This window comes from Chlorogloeopsis sp. ULAP01 (genome assembly GCF_030381805.1).
In the GTDB taxonomy this organism is placed as follows: domain Bacteria; phylum Cyanobacteriota; class Cyanobacteriia; order Cyanobacteriales; family Nostocaceae; genus Chlorogloeopsis.
In genome coordinates, this window is record NZ_JAUDRH010000016.1 from 50,492 (window position 1) to 74,153 (window position 23,662).

Below are 23,662 nucleotides of genomic sequence, written 5' to 3' on the forward strand. Positions count from 1 at the left end.
CATTGGAGGGCCGACATGGGACTGATAGACCGTATCGGGCGGGCAATTCGTGCTAACATCAATAGTTTAATTGGGGCTACCGAAGATCCAGAAAAAGTCCTGGAACAAGCTGTAATCGAAATGCAGGACAATTTGGTGCAGTTACGACAAGCAGTAGCAGCAGCGATCGCCAGCCAAAAACGCACCGAACGGCAGGCGGCTCAAGCGCAGTCTGCGGCAGAGGAATGGTATCGTCGCGCCCAAATAGCACTACAACAAGGCAACGAACCTCTAGCACGGGAAGCTCTGACCAAACGTCAAGCTTATCAAAAAACTGCCACAGATCTCTTAAACCAGATTGAAGAACAAAGTAGCGTTGTGGCTAGATTAAAAAAAGATATGCGGGAACTCGAACTCAAAATTACTGAGCTGAGAACCAGAAAAGATATTTATATTGCCCGCGCTCGTTCTGCTGAAGCTTCTGTACGGTTGCGAGAAATGCTGGATGGAGTTTCGGGTACAAGCAGCTTAAGTGCTTTTGAGCGCATGGAAGATAAAGTTTTACAACTCGAAGCCCAAAAAGATGCTATTGCCGTTACGGGTACAGATGAACTAGAGAAAAAATTTGCAGTCTTAGAGTCTAGTGTTGATAATGATTTGGCGCAAATGAAGGCACAACTTCCTAGTAGTAAGGAAAATACCCAATCCTGAAGAATAGAAAAAATTGGGCAATGACCAATTGAAAAGCATATCTTAATCAATAAAGACTAATACAGGGGAGGACTGAACCAGTCTAGAAAGATTAAATTTAAATAAGTAGGCATTAAATAGTAAAAAAGTAGCGCGTAAATCTCAAAAGGAAAAACAAAGTTATGGGATTATTTGATCGCATTAAGAGAGTAGTCAGCGCCAACCTCAACGATATGGTCAGCAAAGCCGAAGACCCTGAAAAGATGTTGGAACAAGCCATTCTGGAAATGCAGGAAGACTTGGTACAACTGCGTCAGGGAGTTGCTCAGGCGATCGCTGCTCAAAAACGTACCGAAAAACAGTACAATGATGCTCAAAATGAAATCAATAAATGGCAACGCAATGCCCAGTTAGCTCTGCAAAAAGGCGACGAAAATTTAGCCAGGCAAGCACTAGAGCGCAAAAAGACTTTTACAGAATCAGGAACTGCCCTCAAAGCTAGCCTAGAGCAGCAATCCGTTCAGGTAGAATCTCTCAAGCGCAACTTAATTCAGCTCGAAAGCAAGATTTCTGAGGCCAAAACCAAAAAAGAAATGCTCAAAGCTCGGATCACAGCCGCCAAAGCCCAAGAACAACTCCAAGGTATGGTACGCGGTATGAATACCAGCAGTGCAATGGCTGCATTCGAGCGCATGGAAGAAAAAGTCATGATCCAAGAAGCTCGTGCTCAATCGTCGGCTGAGTTGGCTGGAGCAGACTTAGAACAGCAATTTGCTCGTTTGGAGGCTAGTAGTGATATCGATGATGAACTGGCAGCTTTAAAAGCTCAGATTTCCCTACCAGGTGCTACGCCCAATCAACAGCAATTACCACCAGAAACCTCTGCGCCAAAATCAAATCAACAATCTGAAGTGGTTGATGCCGAGTTGGATTCCCTACGCAAGCAACTGGATCAAATGTAAAAGTTATAGTTCCTTATTCAAGTTAATCCCACGCCTATTGGTAGTGGGATTTTGTGTCCACAAGTGACCATCATAAAAGTTAATAGTTGATCGTAAAAATCACTATTGACTATTGGTTATGGACGATTGACTACTTTGGGATAGAGTAATTTGTGTGTCAATTTATAACGATAAAACGATATCACCTGATGGAGACTGGAATGAATAAGGGTGTAAAAGCCATAACTGATGCCGAATTTGAAAACGAAGTCATGCAAGCCTCCAGCCCGGTGTTGGTTTACTTTTGGGCTTCCTGGTGCGGGCCTTGTCGATTGATGTCGCCATTGATAAACTTAGCTGCTGATACCTATAGCGATCGCTTGAAAGTGGTGAAAATGGAAGTTGATCCCAACCCAGCCACTGTTAAGCAATACCAGGTAGAGGGAGTGCCGGCTCTACGACTCATTCAAGGGGAACAACTCCTAGCATCAACTGAAGGTGTCATTACCAAAGATAAATTACTCGATTTGTTAGATACTCACTTAAATTAGTCATTAGTCATTAGTCATTGGTCATTAACTAATGACTAATGACGAAGGACAAATCACATATGCTGTTTGCACAACGTTTACAATTTCTCCAATCGAATGTATTTGCCGACATGGATAGAGCCAAGGCAAAAGCTTTGGCTGCGGGACGGCAATTAATAGATTTATCATTAGGATCTTCGGATTTGCCAGCTGAAGCCCACGCAATTGAGGCGATCGCCCAATCTCTCTACGATCCAAGTACCCACGGCTACCTACTGTTTCACGGTACGCAAGCATTTCGCCACGCTGCTGCTTTGTGGTACGAGCAAAGATTTGGCATTCCCATCAATCCAGAAACCGAAGTCATACCACTAATTGGTTCCCAGGAAGGAACAGCTCATTTACCCTTAGCTGTACTCAATCCTGGAGATTTTGCTTTATTACTCGATCCGGGCTATCCTTCCCATGCAGGCGGAGTCTACTTAGCTAGCGGTCAAATTTATCCCATGCCACTACGGGCAGAAAACGGTTTTTTACCAGTATTTGCCGATATTCCCACACCCGTTCTGGCACAGTCACGGATGATGGTATTAAGCTATCCGCACAATCCAACCAGTGCGATCGCACCATTATCTTTCTTCCAAGAAGCCGTTGCATTTTGTCAGCAACACCATCTCGTTTTAGTTCACGATTTCCCCTACGTCGATTTAGTATTTGAGGATACTAAAGAAGATGCGGAGAGTTCTTTAAATACATCCCCGCGTCTCCGTGTCCCCGCGTCCCCGCGTCCTTCTTCTCTGGCTCCCTCTATTCTTCAAGCCGATCCAGAAAAAAGTGTCTCGATTGAATTTTTCACTTTGTCCAAGTCCTATAATATGGGCGGTTTCCGGATTGGTTTTGCTATTGGCAATGCCGAGTTAATTCGGGCTTTGCGGCAAGTAAAAGCAGCAGTTGATTTTAATCAGTATCGTGGGATTTTGAATGGCGCGATCGCTGCTCTGACTGGTAACCAAGATGGAGTGAAAAAAACTGTTGCTACCTTCCGTCAACGTCGGGATGCGTTTGTGAATGCGCTACACAATATTGGTTGGCAAGTCCCCACTCCCAAAGCAACGATGTATGTTTGGGCAAAGTTACCGGAACCTTGGAGTCAAAATTCGATAGGATTTTGTACTCAGCTAGTTGAAAATACGGGAGTAGCAGTTTCGCCTGGTGCAGGCTTTGGTAAATTTGGCGAAGGTTATGTTCGCTTTGCCTTAGTGCATGAACCAGATATTTTGGAAACAGCAGTACGAAGAATTGCGGAGTTTTTGTAGGAAAATTATTCGCAGAGTGAAAATCTAGGGCTATAAGAATAAAGCTTGTAGTGGATTAAGCTTACGCAGGAGTTACTGAAGAATAAAATCGCTCCAGGCGCAAAGAGCACGGAGGAAGAAGATTTAGAGAGGTATTTGGCGTTAGTTCTGTGGTTAAAAAATGAATGCGATCGCGTTTAAAATGCAGCAAAGTAAAATAAACTAAAACTCTGTTACATTCTGCCCTCTGCCCTCTGACTTGAAAGTCACCTCACCCCCTGCCCCTCTCCTTGCTAAGGAGAGGGGTGTCCGACAGGACGGGGTGAGGTTTTTCATGCCTAGCGATGAAACTTGTTTCATTGGGACTGCCTTATCTTAACAATAAATATTCACGGCAACCTACTTAAGACTGCAAAAGCGATCGCAACCCACAGATGCATCATTCCTGTACCATTGAAGCGGAAAGCTTTCTCTCCACAATACTAATGTTGCCTGTACGCCAAACCTTATCAAAGCCTGATATTCAACTTTCTTATTTAGAGTGGAATCAAGGTCAAGAACCTTTATTATTACTGCACGGTTTAGCCGATCATGCCTTGGTGTGGTCTAGTTTGGGAGATTATCTGGCAGCAGAATATCATATAGTTGCGCCCGATATGCGCGGTCATGGGGAAAGCAGTAAACCTGAGCAAGACTATAGCTTTGAGAGTGCGATCGCTGATTTGGAAGCACTGATGGATCGCTTAGGATGGGCAAGCACTCATGTTGTTGCTCACTCATGGTCTGGTAAACTAGCTTGTATCTGGGCAAGGCAATATCCCCAAAGGCTGCGGAGCATGGTTTTAGTCGATCCAATTTTCATCTGGAAAATGCCCGGCTTCCTGAAGGCAACATTTCCGCTTTTGTATCGTGTTTTGCCGTTTCTAAAAGCAATGGGGCCATTTCATAATTATGAAGCAGCACAACAGCAAGCACGCCAGTTAAATCAATATCAAGGATGGAGTTCATTACAGCAGCAAGTCTTCCAAGCTGGTATAGAACAAAAATCTGATGGTAGCTGGGGTAGTAAATTCACCATTGCCGTCCGTGATGGCATCTTTGATGAAGTTATGCGGGTTCCTGGTTTAACAGTTCCTATTCAGATTCCGACTCTCCTCGTACAGCCACAAAAAGGTGTGAACCGTCAAGATTGGCAATTAAAACCTTATAAAACATATTTGAGAAACTTACAATTGTGTCAGGTTCCCGGAAATCATTGGCCGTTTTTGACACAACCTGAGGCATTTAATCAAACAGTGGAAAGTTTTTTGAAAAAAAATAGATAAACACGCAACTTTTACCTTTTAACATCTGTCTAAAGGAGTATTAACGAACCACTCATTTGTAGTTTTCTGGATCGGTTATGAGCTTTCGTCAGAATCCCAACTGTCCTCAACCAAATCATCCAGATCATGATAAAAACTCTTGTCAAAGTAGTGGTTCTCCGTTGGAGTTGACGGAGAATGGAAATGCAGAAAATTTAGCACCATCAAGTAATATAAAATCACCACAACAAATGCCGCGAAAAAAAGTACCGCTATCGGCATTGGTTACTGCGCTTTTAGTCTCGCTGGGGTTAATTAGTGTAGGGGCATTGGCTGCGCGATCGCCTCAATTTACTTCCTATCCTCCAGATTATGGACAAATTCCCCAAAAAAAAGGTAAAGTTGCTTACTTTCCCTATCAAGAAGGAAAGGATAGTAAGGGCAGATCAGCAGAATTTAATATCGCTATTTTGTCAAAATATAAATGGTTATTGGGCAGTGAAGAACAAATTAAACATAAGAATAAAATTATTAATATTGACGAATTAAGAGCAAATCTCGAACAAGAGGGAATACAAACTATTATGGAAAACCCAACTGAAATAATTTCAGTGGGAACAGCAGCTTGCGAAGGGACACCACAAATTGATGAACGTAAGGCTTTTGAACGTGCAAAGCAAACTCAAGTTCTAGCCAAAAAACTATTTTTTCATGTATCTAGTGTAAAAAGTTATCGACTTTTAAATCTTGGCCAATTTCATCGTCAAGATTGTCAATCAAAACGTGATTTAACTGCATATCAAAGAAGTATTATTATTATTGGCGTGCGCAAAGAATCAGAGGGTGTAGTCTTAGATGAAGCACTAAGAAATAGGCTCAAGAAAAAACCCTTTGCCGATTTTAAATTAAAGGATTATTCGTTAGGTTCTGCTGAGAAATTTAAAACCATACCCAGTAATTTTTAATCTCCCTTTCTCCTTCTCCAAGTCTTCCCTATCTGCGCTCTTGCGCATTCGCCGTCAGGCGTTGCGTTAGCTAGCGACTTCTGTAGACGGGCTTTGCCCGGCTTCCCGTCGGGTAAGTAGCCCCTACGCGTCTACTGCCATCTGCCCTCAGCATAGCTGCCTTCTACTTATTTGCTTGGGGTTGTTTAAACGCATAGATATCTTTGATCACTCGTACCCAACCATCAGATACAGATTCGAGGATGCGATCGCCTTTTTCTGTTGTTGCAGTCGTAGGATCGCCGACAACTCCGCTTTTACTTAAATCGCGTGTTGCCCAAGCAAAGCTCAATTTACCTTCTATACTCAACAAGCTATCTTCTGGTTGCTGTGGAGGATACTCAGCCACAGCTTTTTCCATCTTGACTTGGTTTGGCAAAATCGACAGCATGATGCTAGTTTCGGCATCTCCGGCATGAATACCCAATTGTTTTTCTTGAGGTGAGAGCAATTCCCAAGTAATATGTGGAACTCGCCAAGTAAAGAGCGGAAATACCAAAAAGTCACTGTAGGTGATGTGCAAATCTCTGGCAGCAATTTCCATTACCTGGGGTTGCCCTCCGTGGGAGTTCATTAACACCAGCTTTCTAAATCCAGATCGGTAAACACTTTCTCCTATTTCCACAATTGTTGCCAATAAAGTCTCAGCACTCAGGGTTATCGTACCGGGAAAGTGCCAATGTTCGTTAGATTTGCCGTAATAAAGAGTTGGTAAAGCATAGGCAGGAATTCTTGCATCAAGTTTTTCTAAAGCTTTTCCCAGTACAGCCACACCAATGGCAGCATCCACAATCAAAGGCAAATGAGGGCCATGTTGCTCTATTGCTCCTACTGGTTGAATTAATACCACATTTTCCTTGTCTGGCATCGCCTGAATATCAGCCCAACTCAAGTAGGGGAAAAAGCGTTCTGGAGGAATAAAGCTGTGCATATTCAGAAACAATTAAAAATTACGTCTAATCTAAATTAGCCAAACTCACCTTAAGCCGTATCAAATAATAAATTTGCAACATCCAAATTTTATGGCGATCATGACTACCGATGTACAGAGGTAAATTATCCGTGTGCATCTGTGGCCGATTTCTAAAAGACGTAAACTATACATAATTATTAATTAAATATTGCTGATTTTGTCTAAACCAGAAAAATAACCTAAACTTACTAAAAATTCAGCCTCATGGCTTTGTCAAAGCATGGAATGGAGTCTTGAATGCAGATTTACAAAATCGCTTTCGCTGTGTCGTTATCCGCAGCTCACTATAAAGATACCTGTACACCCACTTCAAAGGCAAAAAAATAATCTTTAATTATAGATTAACTTAAGGTTAATATCAGGTTATGCTAAATTTGAAGATTTACTTGTACTAATGTTTGAAGAGGGCGATTGCACACCCCAGAGAACGTTCAAATCGGAGCTAAGGTATTGATATTACGTCCCGCGTATGTCGCTGGAAAAGTTGGAGTAGTCTGTGGGCGAGAAGTACTCTCAGATAATCAACCAAGCGATCGCTGGCTGATCCAAGTTAATTCCGAAAATATTGTGGTGTCGCTTACCCCAAATGATTTCCAGGTAATATCTCAGTGGGAAAAGGATCTTTAGGATTTTTCTATCGACTGTGTTCAAATTCCCAGATTTTTTTTGCTTAGTTTTAAATCTCTCCAAAGAGTTTTCATCTGAGTATAAGCTTCTTCAGGCGAGAGTTTTCCTGAAGTTGCAAAATTAGTAATATAGCCGACTTGATGAGCGAATTCTTGGAGTTTGGCATTAAAAGCCAGGTTTTCAGGTTGAGCTTTACCGTAGTAGCGACTGCGAGGATAGAAAAAGCTGTGTTTATCTTCCTGATTGCACTGTGACATTGATTTACCGCTTCATGCTTGTGTTTGATTATTTAATACGTTTAACCTCGCAATTATACAAGTCATATTTTTTACAAATAAATATTCTCTACATCAAAAATACCTGGAATTAAATGTAGAGACGTGCCATGGCACGTCTCTACATGATTTAGATGTATTGTGATTAACATGAAATTTTATTACATCATCTATTTTAAGGACGAGGCTATAGGTGGATAGAATCTTATGTTTGCCAGTCTTATGAAAGATGGATTTAATCTTAATAAAACTTAATACATAGAAGGGTAGAGTGGAAATAACAAACAATGCAATTAAAACCAATTAATCAACAGGTAGTGGCGATCATGGGGGCTTCTAGTGGTATTGGGCGTTTGGCAGCTTTAAAGTTTGCCCAGCGCGGAGCAAAAGTAGTGGTTGCGGCTCGCAGCGAACCTGGATTAAAGTCCTTAGTAGACGAGATTAGAAGCTCTGGTGGTGAGGCGATATCTGTAGTTGCAGATGTAAGTGAGTTTGAGCAAGTAAAAGCAGTTGCCAATAAAGCCGTGACAGAATACGGGCGGTTAGATACTTGGGTACATGCAGCAGCGACAGGTATACTAGCACCTTTTGAGAAAATTACACCACAGGAATTTGCACGAGTTGTTGATGTCACCTTAATGGGACAAGTATACGGCGCAATGGTTGCGTTACCTTATTTGAAGCGTGAGGGACGTGGGGCATTAATTCATATATCTTCTATGGAGGGTAGGCGGAGTCTGCCATTACAAAGCCCGTATTCCACCGCCAAGCATGGTTTGGAAGGATTTTTAGAAGCTTTACGCGTCGAGTTGGAACATGAAAAATTATCCATCAGCGTTACTTCTATACTGCCTTCAGTCATCAATACACCTTACTACAATAAGGTTCGTACCAAACTAGGGGTTAAACCTACAGGAATTCCGCCGTACTACCAGCCTGATATTGTTGTTGACGCCATTCTTTATGCAGCCGAACATCCCACACGTGATTTTGTTGTTGGGGATGTGGGTAAAATTTTAGATTTGCTACAAAAAGTTTCGCCTTCTTTAGTAGATTCACTGTTGCTACTTGTGGGTTTTGCCGGGCAGCGTACAAGTGAACCAAAGTCAGAGGATGCACCAGACAATGTTTTTGCTCCCATCTCAGGCTATGACAGAGTTGAGGGAGATTTTAGTAATCTTGCAATTCCAACTTTCCTAGATTGGTTGGATATGAATCCATACCTGAAATGGGGTGCTTTAGCATTCACGGCATTTGCTGTATTTGGTACTGCCATGTTTCTGGATGGATGGCATTCCAGAAATGAAGCTTGATTTTTTTAATTGGCGATCGCACGCTCATCTCATACCATTTCACGTTAATCACGATACATATAAATCATGTAGAGGCATCTCATGGCACGTCTCTACAAAAAGATATGTTTCACCTTTAGAGGAAATTGGTATCAGTTTATAAATAAAATCAATAACCTCCTTAGCATTAGCCCAAGGAGGTTATCACTCAATCACGTCTGATCAAATTGCTAAAGAATAGAATTAAAGTTTTGTTTTATTATATTGTCGGCGTTCTGGTCTGTTCTTGGGTAATCTTCGCAAGGGTAATATCTCAGCTTCACTACTCTCCCGTGCTACCCGAATCAATAACCCAGCTGCTACTAGACTAGCCATCATAGAATTACCACCATAACTAAACATCGGTAATGGCAAACCAGTAGTTGGTAAGGCACCTGTAGCAACACCAATGTGGAGTAATGATTGTCCTACAATCAAAATAGTTATGCCGATCGCCACAAGTCGATTGATGGGATGAGTTGTTTTGAGAGCAACAATTAGTCCTAAGGTGGCAAACATCGCTAAAATAAACAGCAACACCATACTGCCAACAAAGCCAAATTCTTCAGCAAACACCGCAAAAATAAAATCGGTGTCTTGAATTGGTAAGTAAAATAGCTTTTGTTGAGAAAGCCCAAATCCAGCACCCCAAGTGCCACCAGAAGCTACTGCTAGCAAACTTTGCACTAGCTGATAGCCATCTCCCGTAGCATCAGCCCAAGGATTGAGGAATGACATTACCCGTTTGCGCTGGTACTCTTTGATGCTGATACTAAGTACTGCTAAGGCAACTCCCCCAATTGCTGTTCCTCCCAAGTATTTGTAGGGCAATCCAGCTGCTAAGGCAATTAGCCAAATAGTCATACCGCAAAGTGCGGTAGTACTCAAGTTAGGTTGTGCCAAAATCCCCAAAATGACAAGAAAAAAAATACCCAACCAAGTGAAGCGAACACGCCAACTTAGTCTATCCCATTGACCAAAAAGTCGTGCGCTTTGTAGCACCAAAAATGGTTTAATCAATTCAGAAGGCTGAATTGGAATTGGCCCAAGAGCAATCCAACGAGAGGCATCAAAAGCTTTTTTACCTAGCCCTGGTACTAGGGTAAGAAAAATAAACCCCAATAGCAAAAAGACAAACCAATGGGATATCCCCAAAATTTTACGCAGGGGTAAGTTAACTGTGATGTTGAATAATATTAGGGCGACGAAAACCCAAATTAGTTGGCGTTTAAAGTAATACAGCCCATCATCATGACGAGCATCAGCAACAGGATAGGATGCCGAAAATAGTATCACTAAGCCAAAGAATAACCAAACTAATGTTAACCAGCGTAATAGGCGTGCCTCTAATGCCCAGCTAGACACGGTATTATCAAATAATGGAATCAGGCGGCGTAGATTCACAAGCTGTACGATTTAAGTGTAATGTTCTCAATTGACGTTTAATGATAGTACGCTCTCGCCTGTATCGCGCTCCTCAAATTTAATCGACATTCAGAACTCCTTCTATTAACCGCACTGCTTGTACAGCACCGTTAATATAATCAGGTACAGACAGAATCATCTTAGTATTTATCCTGTCTAAAACCTTCCTGAGTGTCTCAACAGCATCTGCGATATTCCGTGCAGGGTATACCACAGAAACCCTTTTATGTTGGCGATCGTACAATCGTTTAAAAGCGAATGCTACCAAAGGTACACCTACTGCTGCACATTCGTAAACCGTGTTGTAACCACCACCTCCCACTACTACGTCTGCCGCGGCTAAACATTCAATTCCCGGATGGTGAGATATCCATAAATCTTGCGGACACTCTGGAGGGCAACTAGCTGCTAAAATTCTGACTGCACAATTATCAAAAATCTCATGTAGCTCAAGTGCGAGATTGCTATAGAAAGGTAACTCTGAATTCAAGCCTGCTGCACACACGAGGATAATTTTGGCAGAGTGATTGACTTTGAGAAGATGCGATCGCGCTATTGTTGTGTTTGGTAACTCAAAGCGGTTGCGAATTAACCAAGGTGCTGTATGCTGTATGTTCGGTAAGTCACAGAAGGGTAAATTTTTGCCTTCTCCTGGTACGAGCGTCAAATCAAAGTTGGCGGCAACAAAAGAGTGTAAATTTTTTGTCGTAACATAAATTGGATTGATATCTCGATGAATGAGAATTCGAGGTATTTTATGTAATTGCGGCAAAATATCTGCTAATTCTCCTCCCAAGCCTCTAGGAAAAGTATCAACAATCAAGCAGTCATAATGAGTATTAAGTAAAATCTGGCGTACTTGTTCGCAAGTTGCATTAAAATCAAGCTCGTGGGATATCTGATGTAATAAGCAACCTTCATTTCTTAGTATTTTTGCATAAGGACTATTTGTAATAATCGTCACTTTTGTTTGGGTTGCAGCAATTCTTCCCAAAGACAAAGCGCGAGTGAGATGCCCCCAACCACCACCCAAAGCGTAAATTAACCAATTTGTCATTAGTCAATAGTTTTCTCTACTCACCACTAACCACTAACCATTTACTAACTTGCACCCATATTAATTTCAAAATCACCATCTCTTTCTTCTTCTAAACTCACACAATCAGCTTCTGTAAAGTCTACATTGCCTGTTTCTGGGCTATAGCAATAGCGATCGAGTTCCGAATAATAATCACTGCCCCAATAGCCAGAGCGATAAACACCGTATCCATCGTAATAAGTGTAATCGTAATAGTAAGGGTGATTATTTTCATATTCTTGAGTGCAATAAAGACAGTCTGTTCTGTCAGTACGTCCGCAACGACGTTTGAAGAGAAATCCAATCATGCGATCGCATTCTACTACAGCTGGCTTTACAAAATTCACTACTATTTCACAAGTACCTATTTGGATGCGATCGCCATTCTGCAATTTGGCATAAGTTAGTTGAATACCATTAATTTTTATCCCGTTTTTTGTATTCTGATCAGTAATAATTAATTCATCATCTTGCCAGTTAATCAGAGCATGGTAGTCTGCTATTAAGTCATCTTTGATGACAATACGCGAAATCCGTTTACCATTGCTTTCTTGTGGCATCTGAGTAAATTCTTTTCCTATTGCTACTGGAGTTTCTAAGCTAGGTTGTCGGCGTTCTTCTGTATTTGGATCTATCCAAGATAACTCAAGCATGCAAAGTTTATCTTCCTTGTGTTAAATTTACAGTATAAGCCAAAGCCGCCTGTTGTTCGCGAGTCAGGGTATCTAAGCCAAAGCAAGCAAATGCAATTGGTGTCAACTCCAATTTAGTTGAGAAAATAGTTTTATCATCTTTATCTCTCAAAGAAGTTTTACCTTCTTTTACTTTGACTTTGTACATTAACTTGTTGTTTGCTTTTTCAATATCAAAACCATAATCACGCTTTTTAATTTGATAAATTTCTCTATTTGACCAATCTTTTAATTTATAATTATTATTTATTTTTTGGAGAGTATATAGTTCCTTATTCTCTGAATTTGCAAGCTTCCAATGTTCTTTTTCAGAGACTATATATCCTAGAGTTTTATCTGAAACACTTTTTAGCTTCACCTGATTATTTTCTTCAATCTTAATTCGTGCTATCTCTTTATCATTGGCATCAACTAGCTTTGCACTATCTTCTTTTTGCTTAAGAGCGAATAAATCTGATCCACCCTCTGTTTTAAATTTAATTTTTTCTGTATTAGCAACAACATTAGGATTAGAAGATTGCTGCTTCAGGGATGTTGCTTGTTGAGTAGATGTAGCCACACCAGAAGATGAGTTAGCAACATTATCACAACCAAAGCTAGAACTGATGAAAACAAACGAGATGAAAGTAAGTATGACTTTTTTCATAATAATTTCTTTAAGTACTAATAGGTTTAGACAATATTTTTGCCAAATTTAAGACTTGATAAAGACTTAAAAAAATCATTGTAATGGTTTTATATAATTCCCCTGGTTTATCTACCATTTCCGGCGAAACTCTGACAACCAGCCGTATTGCTTTATCAGTCAGTTTAAGTGCTTTTAATTGAGCAAAATAGGGTAATTTTAACGCACCGTTAATTTCTTCTTTTAAAATTTTAACTGCGCCATAACGATACTGAGGATAAATTAAAGTAACACCAATATCTAATCCTAAAGGCTTTGTCTTTGATTTATATTTAGACTTGCCACTACGCGATCTCTTCCAACCATATTGAGTTTTAGATAACTGAGTTGCTGTTAAGTCAAAATGAGTTTTATCTAAAAATTCTCCTTTAATTTTTAACCATCTTAACTGATAATTATCTATTTTCCAATTTGGCTTATAAGGATGGGAAACAGTACTAAATTTATTTTCTTTTTCTTCAAGATTTTTTAAATTTAAATACACCTCTACTTTAGTCATAATATCCATATCTCTAGCAAACATTTGCAATCCTTGCTGAGTTAATTGAATTCTATAGTTATTCTTAGATAATTTTTTATATTCATTTGCTTTAAAAAACACATAAATACTAGTACATAACAAATATATACTACTTATAATTAATAAATTAATAATAATATTTACAGCAGAAATATTAAACATATTAGGTAATAACATAGCTAAAGTAATTGCAACAATAAAACCTAATATATAGTAAGTTCCCTTTTGATTATAATTATCTTGTTTTGCCTTAGCTGCTATTATTGTTTCGGATATTTTCTGTAAATCAGTCAAGATAATAGTAACACTATCTGTCTGATCATAGGTGAGTTTTTCGCGAAATTGATGCGACTGAATAGTCATATCATTTTTTGATTATGAAAATAAGTTAATATGTATTGATTTTTGAGTTTGCGAAAATGACTAGATTGATTTTTATTTATAAATATGAATTTATAATTACTTCTAAAAAATAAAAATTATCAATGAAGATATCGCAGCCGCAAGTATAACAAACCCAAAAAATAGCGTCAATAAATACATTTAAGTATTTATGTCTAAATCAAGGTTAGCTTACGTTTCTTTTGATAATTTTCCCGGTTCCAAGGGTGCGGCAATTCATATTGCTGCTTTTTCTCAAGCTTTAGCAGCAACCTTTGGTGATGTTCAGCTAGTAACGGTTTCTCCTACAGTCGAAATATTAAAGGAAAATGAAATTTACCCACAGGTTAGACAAACGATGTTGCCTGCTATCGGTAAGACGTTAATTCATCGAGTTTTATCTTTCCGTCGTTCCTTACAAATGTGGTTTCAAGGAAAGAGGTTTGAGGTGGTGCAGATTCGTTCGATTTATGAAGGTTTGCCGATCGCACTCAATAAAAAACAATATTGTGATCGCTTAATTTTTGAAGTTAATGGTTTGCCTTCAATTGAGCTGAAGTATCGCTATCCAGCCATAGCTGATGATAAAGAATTACTACATAAACTACGTTCTCAAGAACAAATTTGTCTGGAAGTAGCCGATTTAATAGTTACACCCAGTACTATCACTAGTCAGTATTTGCAAAGTAGGGGAATTTCATCCCAAAAAATTCGTGTAATTCCCAATGGTGTAGATTTGAAAGTTTTTACCTATTTTTCAGGTGCTATATCTTGTAGTTTGGGCTTCTTGTCTAGTTTACAAGATAAGTTTTTGCCTGGTTGGGATACTGGTAATACACCTTTACAAATGCTTTACTTTGGTACCCTTTCACCTTGGCAAGGTGTAAATCTAGCAATAGAAGCATTACAACTAATAAACCAAAATTTTCCTGCTTACCTAACAGTGATTGGGCAAGCAAGAAACTATCAAATTAAAGCTTTACAAAAATTAGCCTTCAAACTGGGAGTGGCAGACAAGCTAATTATTCTAGAACCAATGTCGCAAAGCCTATTGGTAAAATACATCCACGCTTCAAATTTAGTTTTGGCGCCACTTACACCTAGCGATCGCAATTTAGTTCAAGGTTGTTGTCCCCTCAAAATTTTAGAAGCAATGGCAACGGGAATACCAGTAATTGCTAGCGATTTGCCAGTAGTAAGAGAATTGGGAGTCGATGGAGTACATTTTCTATTAGTTAAGCCAGGTTCAGCAAAGGCAATTAAAGATGCTGCTTTGCGATTGCGTCAAGAGCCACAATTGACAAAACAACTAACAACAAATGCCCGTAAACGAATAGAGGAAACTTATACATGGGAATCTGCTGGTAAAGCTTTAATTGCAGCTTATACAGAATTGGGAATTAAACGCTCGATAATGGTTTGAAGTTGCTGTTTTTCTTGAAGTATGGAATGTTGTTTGAGGATGCGATCGCGTGCTGCTTGGCTAATTCTATTTTTTGCTTCTGGTGTCATTGCCAAATAATCTAGTACTGCCTCACCCAACTTGTGTAAATGAGAACGAGAAATCAAAAAGCCATTTTCTCCATGCGAAATCACCTCCGCAATTCCACCCGCATCGCTAGCAATGCAGCAACACCCACAAGCCATTGCCTCTAAGAGTGCATTCGGCATTCCCTCCCACAAGGATGGCTGAAGGTAAACATCGCATAACTGTAAATGTTGAGCGATCACCTTTGGGTTAGATAAATGCCCAGTAATAATTATGCGCAGTGCATTTTCTGGATACTGAGTTTTATATGATTGCAACACAGATTCTTCAACTGCCCTGATTTCTCCAATAATTAATAGACAAGCGGGGCGCTGCGTGCGAATTCTTGTCAAGGCATTGAGTAGAAACTGCTGTCCTTTTTTTTCCCGTAATTCTCCACAGAACCCCAATACTACTTCCTGTGGAGCAACTCCTAAAGACTCTCTAGTAACTTCTCCCTTTTTTGTAAGCAAAGAGGGACAAAATATTTCTATATTAACCGTATTTTTCAACACTACCACATCATTGCGCCCACTCAGTAAATTAACTTTGCCAGCCATATCAGCACTCACAGCTGTAATCATACTGGCATTTTGCAGCGTCCATTGCAGGCGAGCAAAATCTCCTGGTGGGAATATTTCTCTGTCAATATCATTACCACGAGCACTAACAGTGCTGGGCATACCTTTAAGTGCAGCAAACCAAGCAGCGAGAAAACCACTTGGAAACAGATAGTGTCCCTAAACAGCATCATAAGCACAACAGGAGTACAACCAGTCTAGGACATTTAGTGTGTGCGGCATCGTCATGTCCCAGTTACGATATAAACCAATACGATAAACACGAAATTGATTTTGTGGTTCAGGTGGCAAAACCTCACCTGGTTGGAGGTAACGACTCCAAGTAACAACATCTACATCGATATTTAACTGACTAAGTGTAGTCACCAATCGCGCCGCACTACTGGCTAACCCCCTAAGTCTGGTATAAATCTTTCTGTAAGAAATAAAAAACGTTTCATAAAAGCAAAAAGGAAGCAGCTTTTTTATACTGCTTCCCAAACAGAAGGGGGAAGATAAAACATAAACAAAATTTAAGTATGCTCAGTATACTAACTCTCTTGCATCACATAATTCAGTGATTCAACATTCTTCACTGTTTGGCTATCAACTGATAAAGGTATTGTGATCTGGAACTCAGTTCCCTGATCAGGTTGTGAAACACAACTAAGTTGTCCCTTGTGTTTTTCCACTACTATTTTATAACTGATTGACAAACCTAGCCCTGTGCCTTTTCCAACAGGTTTAGTTGTGAAAAACGGATCAAAAATTTGTGATTTAATAGCATCAGGTATACCTGAACCATTATCAGCAATTCTAATTAAAACAGAGTGATTTTCTAATAGTTCTGTAGCAATTGTAATTTTACTTTGAGGAGCTTGGTTGTCTGCCATAGAGTTTGTACTTTTGTGGCCATCTAGCGCATCAATCGCATTACTAATTACATTCATAAATACTTGATTAAGTTGACCAGGGTAGCACTCTACTAAAGGCAAATTTTCATATTTTTTCATAATTTCTATACCAGAACGATTTGATTGAGTTTTGAGCCGATGTTGCAAAATGAGTAAAGTACTATCTATTCCTTCATGAATATCAACCCTTTTCATCTCGGCTTCATCCAAGCGGGAGAAGTTGCGAAGAGATAATACTATCTCAGTAATACGTTCTGCACCTATTTTTATAGAATTGATGATTTGTGGTAAATCATCAGTTAAGTATTCTAAATCAATCTTTTTAAGATAATCTTGAATTTCTGATATTTGATTACAATTATACCTTTGATAAATTTTCACTAAGTTTAATAAGTCTTGTGCGTATTCTTCAACATAATTTATATTGCCATAAATAAAATTAATAGGATTATTAATTTCATGAGCTATACCTGCCACCATTTGTCCAAGACTAGACATTTTTTCCGCTTGAACTAATTGAGCTTGGGCATCTTGCAACTCTACTAAAGATTTTTTTAATCTTTCCGCCTGCGATTTAGCAATTTTAGCTAAGTTTTCCTTGATTTGCAGCGCACTCTTTAATTCCATTTGTTGCTGAGTTAGTTCCGCTGTTAACTTTTCATTATCAGCTAAAGCTATATTCTTAGCTTGTAGTAAAAAAATAAAATCAACAATCGGATCGTGAATGGCAAAATCCTTGAGTTTAAGACCAAAAGGAGCAAGACTATTAGTATCAGTTATCCAGGGAGAACCAATAAAAAATACTAAGTCCTGCTCTAATTGATAAATCATTTGTCCCTTAAGCTGCATTCCATTGTGGAGAAATTCTAAGATGAAAAGAGCGCGAGACTGTTTAATAACGGCATCAAAATTAATTGAAATATTTGGACGATTAATTTGAAAATACTGTTCAAAATAGTTGCCAATTATTTCTTTAGGACAAATCCGTTCTAGAACAGAACCAACTTGTATAATTTCCAATTTGCGGTTAATTACAAAATGAAATGGAAATACTTTTGCAAATGAATCAAACGAAAGACTCAACTGAGTAAGAATCATGTTGTTCTCATTGTGGTTTATATTTCACCAAAAATTCATCATGTTCAGCCCCTTCTTCCCGACTTTGGGTTTGGGTAATATCAACTTCGGTATCAAATCTTGTTCCCAATCCCTTAACTAAACCAATCACCATTGGAGCTAGTCCTTCTCTATTTGAACGATAGTGTAAGCTCAAAGTATCTTCTTCTGTATCTGTACACTCAAAAGATGGAGGTTGAAGTTTAGGAAAACTAATTCCTACGCGAGCATGAAGGTTATCGAGATTTTCTAGAAATTCAACTAAGTTATCCCCACTCATATCCATCAGTTCACCGTAACCCTCCTGTGCTGTATACTGCACCCAATATTCTCCGAAAGCTTGCATAATTGCTTGAGGTGACAGATTAAGTACAGCACTAGCAGCTTTTACTAGCCTATGAGTTATGTCATCAGGATAAGCTTCCATTCTGATAAAAACATCTACTTCTATCTCTGCTTTTTGCTTAATTTCTTCCCAAATCTTTTCGTCAAACTGACTACATACCATATCTTGAATTGCTTTATTGACTAACCCGTACATTCAGCCTCCTAATGTTTATATTTAATTTCAATTTTTTTACTTGGAATCCAACTCAAGAATAAATTTTACACACTGTTTTGAAAGCTTTTTTCATAGCCAAACTTTGCTTTTACTCTATAGTTGGAGAAAAGAGAAAAATAAAGTAGGCTGGATGCTATTTTAGTTGCTAAATCCAGCACACTTACAACAGTATTTTTACTTTTTCTTGTTATACGTTCATAAGCATCAATGAATTAGTAATCAAGCTAGACTCATTTATTTGACGCTGAACTCCATTAAAGAATTGCACACGAGCATTCATTGCCTCTAAAATAGCAAGTTTTATCTTGTCTAACTCATCATTTGTGGTTAGCCGAGGTTCAATCAGTGCTGCTAACTTTGCTGCATGACTATCATCCACATCAATATGTACTTCAAAAAATATCAAAGACTCTTTCGGTAAAGGTGCAGCGCCAATGATGCCTTGATAAAGTTGAGTATATAGTGTACTCACAATACCTTCGGAAGCGTAACACACTGCACCAAGAGCACCTAAAAAACCATACTTGTGTGGTATTTGTAGGTAGGTATTAACTAAGGCTTGAGTTTCAAGAGTTGGAGCCTGTATGGCAAGAATCTCATCATCAATACCAAGTACACGTGTGAAGCGACGAAATAATTCTGGATGAGACTGATTTAAATCTCCTTGTCCCATTTCGTCAAATAGATTTTCTAGGATGACTAACTGAGCACTTTCATCTTTACAGCAAGATAAAATGCTAGCCAAGATACGATTAAATTCTTTAGAGAATTTGTACATTTGAACAGCTAGTATTTGTACCTCTTGCAAAGACAATTGCCTAGCACGACAACGGCTTAAAAATTCATGATTCCAAAGGGGATGATTAGCCGTAATTCCACGTAAAGATTCCTGAACTTTATTAAAAGAAGATAAGTTTTTCATCGTGATACCTGTATAGCGAGATGAAGTGGTAAATCAATCAAAGGACGGAAGAATAATTCATCAAGTGCTATATGTTCTGGAGTAACTCGTAATTCTTTTAGGTTTGGCATCGTATTGAAGCCAGCTTTTTTGAGAGCATCAAAATAGTCTTCTAAGGTTTTATGAACTAATTGCACATTTAGCCAAGAACCGTCTCTTTTCCATATCCGCCCTGGAAATTGCCAATCTCGTTTACTGAAATAGCCTCTACCTTTAACTTCAAAATAGAAGGGATAAGCAGCTTCTCGCATATAAGGAAAGGATGGATGGGGAACGCTGAAAACAAATTTACCCCCAGGGCAAAGTATGCGTGCGACTTCAGCTATGCATTGCTGAGTTTGAGCAGTTGTTAAGTAATTAAAAAGGAAAACTGCAACTACTAAGTCAAATGTACGATCGCCAAATTGTTTGAGCTCGGTAGCACACCCTACTTGATAGTGAATACCTAAGGAAACTTCTGCTTCCTGCAAGCTGGCTGCGGCAATCATACCTTCGGAAATATCCATACCAAATACTTGTGCCGCACCTCTTTTACGTAATTCTCGGCTGCAATAACCTTCGCCACAACCAAGATCGAGTACTCGCAAACCCCTAACAGGCTCGCAAAGTTCTAGCACAAAGGGGCGTGCTGTAAAGTCAGACAGTGAAGCAGGTTCTCCTCTAACCCACTGTGATGCTGTTCTGTCATAAAGGTTTTTAGTGGAATTATGATTATTGGAACTTGTCATTTATCTGTTTTTTATGTCTTCTAATTAATTTATTTAGTTAAACTCCTGAAGTTTGCATAAATAGCTGGTAAATACTTTTAAATTATTTTCAAAATATTTACAGCCTATTTCAGAAGTAAAACAGCCTTTCTACCTGATTCTGATTCCTAGATTGTATACTTCACTAAATTGTATACTTCACTAACTAGCATTCAATTGTCATTAGCAATATACAATCCACCAAATACAAAGTATTTAAAACGAACATTTTTGAGCATCAAGCCTGAAAAACTTATTAAAATGACTCAAACTCAACTTCTGGTCAATCAATCTGCCCTTTTCTAAGAAAAATAAGTTTTTATCAGCTACCTATAGTTTTAGCAATTGTATATTTTGTTGATAATGTTGATTTTACTGATTTTTCTGACTTTGATATTAAGAAGTTACTAAAGTAAGCCAAAACTATATTGTTTACACTATCTTCTATTTATTTACTAGAAAATTCATACAAAGCTAGATAATACCTCAATAAAATTTCATGTTTTTTAGATTAAGCTTCATAATTAAATATACTTTAAAAAAAATAAATACTTTTCCTTATGTCTTTATTTCTAATTTATAGAGTTTTTCCGGGTTACTACTCTTTTAACTTCATTTGTATTCATTCAATATAAGGTTATTGGTTTTCATTAGATTTGATTAGTAAGCACTCTATTAGTAATCTAGAAAACTAGTAGAATTTTTCATTCAGAAATAATATTCCTCTATTTATAAACCCAAATTATTCAATCACTAAAATTAAGTAAGGATAATCATGAAAGGATTATTAGCTAAAGCAGAACTAAACAAGCATTCAGAATATGAGCGCGCGATCGCATTCTCTCAACTAGGCGATCAACTATTTGATGAACTTAGCGATCGCATTGCTACCAAACGACTGTACCGACTACTTTTTGAACACAAACTCAAGCCTGAACTCTTCCAGCAAATCAAAATTGCAGCGGCAACTTACATTTCAGCTTGTTTAAATAGCCCTATCATTCTCTCAGAACCACAAATGCTTCAGAGATTGCTAGAAGCAAAAAATACTCTGTCTAACTATACCGGAACTGGACTTTTGATGCCAAAGCGAGAACACACTCTAGCTTTTAACCTTTTTCAAAAAAGTGTTGCTGAAGCTTTTTACCAATTAGGAGCAAATGACTTAATCGATGCAGTAGATTTGCCAGTAAATCTCCGCATGGTATACGGCAAAACCGAGCCAGAAAAATCTCGTTTACCCTTTGCTAGCTCAAAATGTCATAGCGATGTTTGGGCAGGAGTTCCAGCAGATGCAACAGTAGTAATTTTGCCGTTGTTTGGTGACATAGACAATATAACTATCGAAGCTGGTGAAATGCCCCGCGAAATGGAACTACAAGCAATGCGGGTAATGTCCGACTTTGATGAAGGTAGGGATATTCCGATGGTTGTCTCCTACCCAGAAGCACAACTACAACACGGTACGATGTATTTCAACGATGCTCGCGGTTTGCACCAAACAGTTAGACGTAAAACAGAAGGACTAAGAATTTCAGTAGATTTTAGATTTCGCAGAAAATTCAACGAAGCATACCGGGCAATGGTACCACCGAGTATTGGTGGTATAGAACAAGATATGAGCATACCTTACCAAGAGTGGTTGAAGGTAGGTAAGGAAACATTAATTATATTTGATGAAACTGTTGAACAGACAAAGGCAAGGCAGAAAGTAGGAAGCCCAGTTCCACTCTATACGCGTGGATATCGTCTCCTAAAAATGTTTGATTAAACCTTTTGCACTCGTTCGATTTTCAAACAAGCCGATTTTTACAAGAACACTATAAATAGACTAAAAACACAGATCCCCGACTTTTACAAAAAGTCGAGGATCTTACATTGAGATAATAATACGAAAAAGAGGTCAAACAGACCTCTTGCAACTCCCTACAATAATTTGGTCTATAGCAATTACATTAAGCTAAACCAGTATTTGTTCCTTGCTTACCAGTAGCTAATTCTACTTTAACGATTTTGCCGCCCATTTTTTGAATACGTTGCTGTTCGCGGAACCAGTTTTCATAAGGAACTAACTTAGTGAAGTAAGTATTTTGCAATTCCCGTTGAGTGCGAATTCTAGTTTGGCTGGGAACGCAAGCAGTAATTTTAAATAAGCGCGACATTGTCGTAAATCTCCTGTAGCGAAAGTGAAAACTTTTTTATTTCAAAATCTTGTCTTTTTTGCCTTTATTCATTCCAAGGCTGGAAATCAAGCGTCAATACTAGACAGTTATCACTCATCATTCATTTATTTAGCTTGATAAGCGACATAACACCCTAGCACTCACGACTGATTTCCAGACCTTAATCTAAAGTCGCACCTAAACTCTTAAGCGCAAACTATCTCCTAGCTCAAACCAGAGCTGATATAGTCGAAGTAAACACCCATTTCTTTACCAGCGTCAGGGCCTACCAAGCTAGCGGTTACTTCCTTCATTGATTGGATAGCTTGTACGGTAGCGCCGATGGGTACACCCAGGGAGTTGTAGGTTTCCTTCAAGCCATTGAGTACGCGCTCGTCCAAAATGGAGGGATCGCCAGCCAACATAGCATAGGTAGCGTAGCGGAGGTAGTAATCCAAGTCGCGGATGCAAGCAGCATAGCGGCGAGTGGTATACATGTTACCGCCGGGACGGGTGATATCAGAGTACAGGAGGGACTTAGCCACAGCTTCTTTCACGATCGCAGCAGCATTAGCAGCGATGGTGGTAGCAGCACGTACACGTAGTTCTCCAGTCGAGAAGTAGCCCTTGAGCTTCTCTAGAGCAGCAGTGTCCAAGTACTTACCTTGAACGTCTGAAGAATTAATAACAGCGGTAATTGCGTCTTGCATGTTGTTATTTCCTTATTTCCAACTTTATTGCAATACTTCTGTTTCAGCACAGAAACAGCTTTACCTACGCCAAAGCACCAGCGACGTAATCGAAGTAAGCGCCTGCTTCAGAAGCATCATCAGCAGACAACAGGGAAGCAGCAACATTCTTCATTGCGCTTACACCAGCAGCAACGGCATCGATGGGAGTACCGAGAGACTTGTACATTTCACGAACACCCACAATACCAATTTCTTCGATTGGGGTAACATCACCAGCTACAACACCGTAGGTAACAAGGCGGAGGTAGTAATCTAGGTCGCGTAAGCAGGTAGCGGTCATTTCTTGACCGTAAGCGTTGCCACCAGGAGAAACAACATCAGGGCGCTTTTGGAAGAGCTGATCGCCAGCTTGCTTAACAATCCGCTCACGGTTGTCTGTCAAAACCTGAGCAATCCGTAGGCGCTTTTCACCACCAGAAACAAAGCTCTTAATCCGATCCAGTTCGCCAGGGCTGAGATAGCGGGCTTCTGCATCTGCATTCACGATGGACTTCGTGACGATACTCATTAATGGATTCCTCCAATACGAATAAAACCAGAATTTGATTAAACTGGTGCGACTTCTAAGTGGCTGATTTTGCTTGTCTCCGCTTTTTTAGACTCAGCAGTTATATAAGATGCTGGAAATATT

28 protein-coding genes are annotated in these 23,662 nt (G+C 39.2%); 11 read left to right on the forward strand and 17 right to left on the reverse strand.

The features are described from left to right. Positions 1–15: 15 nt before the first annotated feature. The 4 genes from QUB80_RS27275 to QUB80_RS27290 all read left to right on the forward strand — a co-directional run bounded on the left by QUB80_RS27275 (position 16) and on the right by QUB80_RS27290 (position 3,456). Positions 16–690 (forward strand): PspA/IM30 family protein, encoded by a 675-nt coding sequence (locus tag QUB80_RS27275; RefSeq protein ID WP_289792615.1) that lies wholly within the window; start codon positions 16–18, stop codon positions 688–690. Positions 691–851: 161 nt separating this feature from the next. Continuing rightward, a complete protein-coding gene (locus QUB80_RS27280; protein WP_289792616.1) occupies positions 852–1,631 on the forward strand; it encodes a PspA/IM30 family protein in 780 nt (259 codons plus the stop codon). A gap of 200 nt (positions 1,632–1,831) precedes the next feature. Then, positions 1,832–2,161, forward strand: coding sequence for a thioredoxin family protein (locus QUB80_RS27285; RefSeq protein WP_289792617.1), 330 nt, complete (start codon positions 1,832–1,834; stop codon positions 2,159–2,161). A 59-nt stretch (positions 2,162–2,220) separates the two neighbouring features. Beyond that, positions 2,221–3,456: an LL-diaminopimelate aminotransferase gene (locus QUB80_RS27290; protein WP_289792776.1), complete on the forward strand. Its 1,236-nt coding sequence runs from the start codon at positions 2,221–2,223 to the stop codon at positions 3,454–3,456. A gap of 201 nt (positions 3,457–3,657) precedes the next feature. On the opposite strand, the gene QUB80_RS27295 is transcribed toward QUB80_RS27290, so the two are convergent. Next, positions 3,658–3,795, reverse strand: a complete 138-nt coding sequence (locus tag QUB80_RS27295) for a hypothetical protein (RefSeq protein ID WP_289792618.1) — start codon at positions 3,793–3,795, stop codon at positions 3,658–3,660. A gap of 128 nt (positions 3,796–3,923) precedes the next feature. On the opposite strand from QUB80_RS27295, the gene QUB80_RS27300 reads away from it, so the two are divergent. Together QUB80_RS27300 and QUB80_RS27305 are read left to right on the forward strand one after the other, a co-directional pair. Beyond that, positions 3,924–4,760: an alpha/beta fold hydrolase gene (locus QUB80_RS27300; protein ID WP_289792777.1), complete on the forward strand. Its 837-nt coding sequence runs from the start codon at positions 3,924–3,926 to the stop codon at positions 4,758–4,760. A 77-nt stretch (positions 4,761–4,837) separates the two neighbouring features. Next, complete coding sequence (locus QUB80_RS27305) at positions 4,838–5,704, forward strand: serine/threonine protein kinase (RefSeq protein ID WP_336622355.1); 867 nt, start codon at positions 4,838–4,840, stop codon at positions 5,702–5,704. Positions 5,705–5,867: 163 nt separating this feature from the next. Here QUB80_RS27305 and QUB80_RS27310 read toward each other — a convergent pair whose 3' ends face one another. After that, positions 5,868–6,674, reverse strand: coding sequence for a creatininase family protein (locus QUB80_RS27310; RefSeq protein ID WP_289792619.1), 807 nt, complete (start codon positions 6,672–6,674; stop codon positions 5,868–5,870). 453 nt (positions 6,675–7,127) lie between these two features. Between QUB80_RS27310 and QUB80_RS27315 the strand changes: the two genes are divergently transcribed. Beyond that, on the forward strand, positions 7,128–7,343 hold the full coding sequence (locus QUB80_RS27315; protein WP_289792620.1) for a hypothetical protein: 216 nt from the start codon (positions 7,128–7,130) through the stop codon (positions 7,341–7,343). 20 nt (positions 7,344–7,363) lie between these two features. Here QUB80_RS27315 and QUB80_RS27320 read toward each other — a convergent pair whose 3' ends face one another. Further along, entirely contained in the window at positions 7,364–7,600 is a 237-nt protein-coding gene (locus QUB80_RS27320) for a DUF7219 family protein (protein ID WP_289792621.1), read from the reverse strand. Positions 7,601–7,905: 305 nt separating this feature from the next. Here QUB80_RS27320 and QUB80_RS27325 point away from each other — a divergent pair, with 305 nt between their 5' ends. Further along, complete coding sequence (locus tag QUB80_RS27325) at positions 7,906–8,931, forward strand: SDR family oxidoreductase (RefSeq protein ID WP_289792622.1); 1,026 nt, start codon at positions 7,906–7,908, stop codon at positions 8,929–8,931. Continuing rightward, positions 8,921–9,073 (forward strand): hypothetical protein, encoded by a 153-nt coding sequence (locus QUB80_RS27330; protein ID WP_289792623.1) that lies wholly within the window; start codon positions 8,921–8,923, stop codon positions 9,071–9,073. Before QUB80_RS27325 ends, QUB80_RS27330 begins: the two co-directional genes overlap by 11 nt. A gap of 80 nt (positions 9,074–9,153) precedes the next feature. On the opposite strand, the gene QUB80_RS27335 is transcribed toward QUB80_RS27330, so the two are convergent. The 5 genes from QUB80_RS27335 to QUB80_RS27355 form a co-directional block, all read right to left on the reverse strand. After that, positions 9,154–10,353 (reverse strand): FtsW/RodA/SpoVE family cell cycle protein, encoded by a 1,200-nt coding sequence (locus QUB80_RS27335; protein ID WP_289792624.1) that lies wholly within the window; start codon positions 10,351–10,353, stop codon positions 9,154–9,156. Positions 10,354–10,432: 79 nt separating this feature from the next. Then, complete coding sequence (locus QUB80_RS27340; RefSeq protein ID WP_289792625.1) at positions 10,433–11,431, reverse strand: UDP-N-acetylglucosamine--LPS N-acetylglucosamine transferase; 999 nt, start codon at positions 11,429–11,431, stop codon at positions 10,433–10,435. A gap of 44 nt (positions 11,432–11,475) precedes the next feature. Next, the gene (locus tag QUB80_RS27345; RefSeq protein WP_289792626.1) at positions 11,476–12,105 is read right to left on the reverse strand and encodes an FHA domain-containing protein; all 630 of its coding nucleotides are present in this window, start codon (positions 12,103–12,105) and stop codon (positions 11,476–11,478) included. Between the two features lie 7 nt (positions 12,106–12,112). After that, entirely contained in the window at positions 12,113–12,790 is a 678-nt protein-coding gene (locus QUB80_RS27350; RefSeq protein WP_289792627.1) for a hypothetical protein, read from the reverse strand. Between the two features lie 10 nt (positions 12,791–12,800). Beyond that, positions 12,801–13,712, reverse strand: a complete 912-nt coding sequence (locus tag QUB80_RS27355) for a hypothetical protein (protein ID WP_289792628.1) — start codon at positions 13,710–13,712, stop codon at positions 12,801–12,803. 190 nt (positions 13,713–13,902) lie between these two features. Here QUB80_RS27355 and QUB80_RS27360 point away from each other — a divergent pair, with 190 nt between their 5' ends. Further along, positions 13,903–15,153: a glycosyltransferase family 4 protein gene (locus QUB80_RS27360; protein WP_289792629.1), complete on the forward strand. Its 1,251-nt coding sequence runs from the start codon at positions 13,903–13,905 to the stop codon at positions 15,151–15,153. On the opposite strand, the gene QUB80_RS27365 is transcribed toward QUB80_RS27360, so the two are convergent. The 6 genes from QUB80_RS27365 to QUB80_RS27385 all read right to left on the reverse strand — a co-directional run bounded on the left by QUB80_RS27365 (position 15,114) and on the right by QUB80_RS27385 (position 20,099). After that, positions 15,114–15,941, reverse strand: a complete 828-nt coding sequence (locus QUB80_RS27365; RefSeq protein ID WP_336622356.1) for a glycosyltransferase — start codon at positions 15,939–15,941, stop codon at positions 15,114–15,116. The two genes, QUB80_RS27360 and QUB80_RS27365, sit on opposite strands and share 40 nt — an antisense overlap. 57 nt (positions 15,942–15,998) lie before the next feature. Next, positions 15,999–16,205, reverse strand: coding sequence for a hypothetical protein (locus QUB80_RS34975; RefSeq protein ID WP_336622357.1), 207 nt, complete (start codon positions 16,203–16,205; stop codon positions 15,999–16,001). A 164-nt stretch (positions 16,206–16,369) separates the two neighbouring features. Next, on the reverse strand, positions 16,370–17,830 hold the full coding sequence (locus QUB80_RS27370) for a sensor histidine kinase (protein ID WP_289792630.1): 1,461 nt from the start codon (positions 17,828–17,830) through the stop codon (positions 16,370–16,372). 7 nt (positions 17,831–17,837) lie between these two features. Continuing rightward, positions 17,838–18,389 (reverse strand): heme NO-binding domain-containing protein, encoded by a 552-nt coding sequence (locus tag QUB80_RS27375; RefSeq protein WP_289792631.1) that lies wholly within the window; start codon positions 18,387–18,389, stop codon positions 17,838–17,840. A 208-nt stretch (positions 18,390–18,597) separates the two neighbouring features. Continuing rightward, positions 18,598–19,332, reverse strand: coding sequence for an iron-containing redox enzyme family protein (locus tag QUB80_RS27380; RefSeq protein ID WP_289792632.1), 735 nt, complete (start codon positions 19,330–19,332; stop codon positions 18,598–18,600). Continuing rightward, on the reverse strand, positions 19,329–20,099 hold the full coding sequence (locus QUB80_RS27385; protein ID WP_289792633.1) for a class I SAM-dependent methyltransferase: 771 nt from the start codon (positions 20,097–20,099) through the stop codon (positions 19,329–19,331). The genes QUB80_RS27380 and QUB80_RS27385 overlap by 4 nt, the downstream gene beginning before the upstream one ends. 793 nt (positions 20,100–20,892) lie before the next feature. On the opposite strand from QUB80_RS27385, the gene QUB80_RS27390 reads away from it, so the two are divergent. After that, complete coding sequence (locus QUB80_RS27390; RefSeq protein WP_289792634.1) at positions 20,893–21,888, forward strand: hypothetical protein; 996 nt, start codon at positions 20,893–20,895, stop codon at positions 21,886–21,888. A 184-nt stretch (positions 21,889–22,072) separates the two neighbouring features. On the opposite strand, the gene QUB80_RS27395 is transcribed toward QUB80_RS27390, so the two are convergent. From QUB80_RS27395 to apcA, 3 genes are all read right to left on the reverse strand, one after another. Next, the gene (locus QUB80_RS27395; protein ID WP_016874647.1) at positions 22,073–22,279 is read right to left on the reverse strand and encodes a phycobilisome linker polypeptide; all 207 of its coding nucleotides are present in this window, start codon (positions 22,277–22,279) and stop codon (positions 22,073–22,075) included. A gap of 224 nt (positions 22,280–22,503) precedes the next feature. Then, positions 22,504–22,989 carry an allophycocyanin subunit beta gene (apcB, locus tag QUB80_RS27400; protein ID WP_289792635.1) on the reverse strand — a complete coding sequence of 162 codons (486 nt, stop codon included), beginning with the start codon at positions 22,987–22,989 and terminating at the stop codon, positions 22,504–22,506. 64 nt (positions 22,990–23,053) lie between these two features. After that, a complete protein-coding gene (gene apcA / locus QUB80_RS27405; protein ID WP_026087462.1) occupies positions 23,054–23,539 on the reverse strand; it encodes an allophycocyanin subunit alpha in 486 nt (161 codons plus the stop codon). Positions 23,540–23,662: the final 123 nt, after the last annotated feature.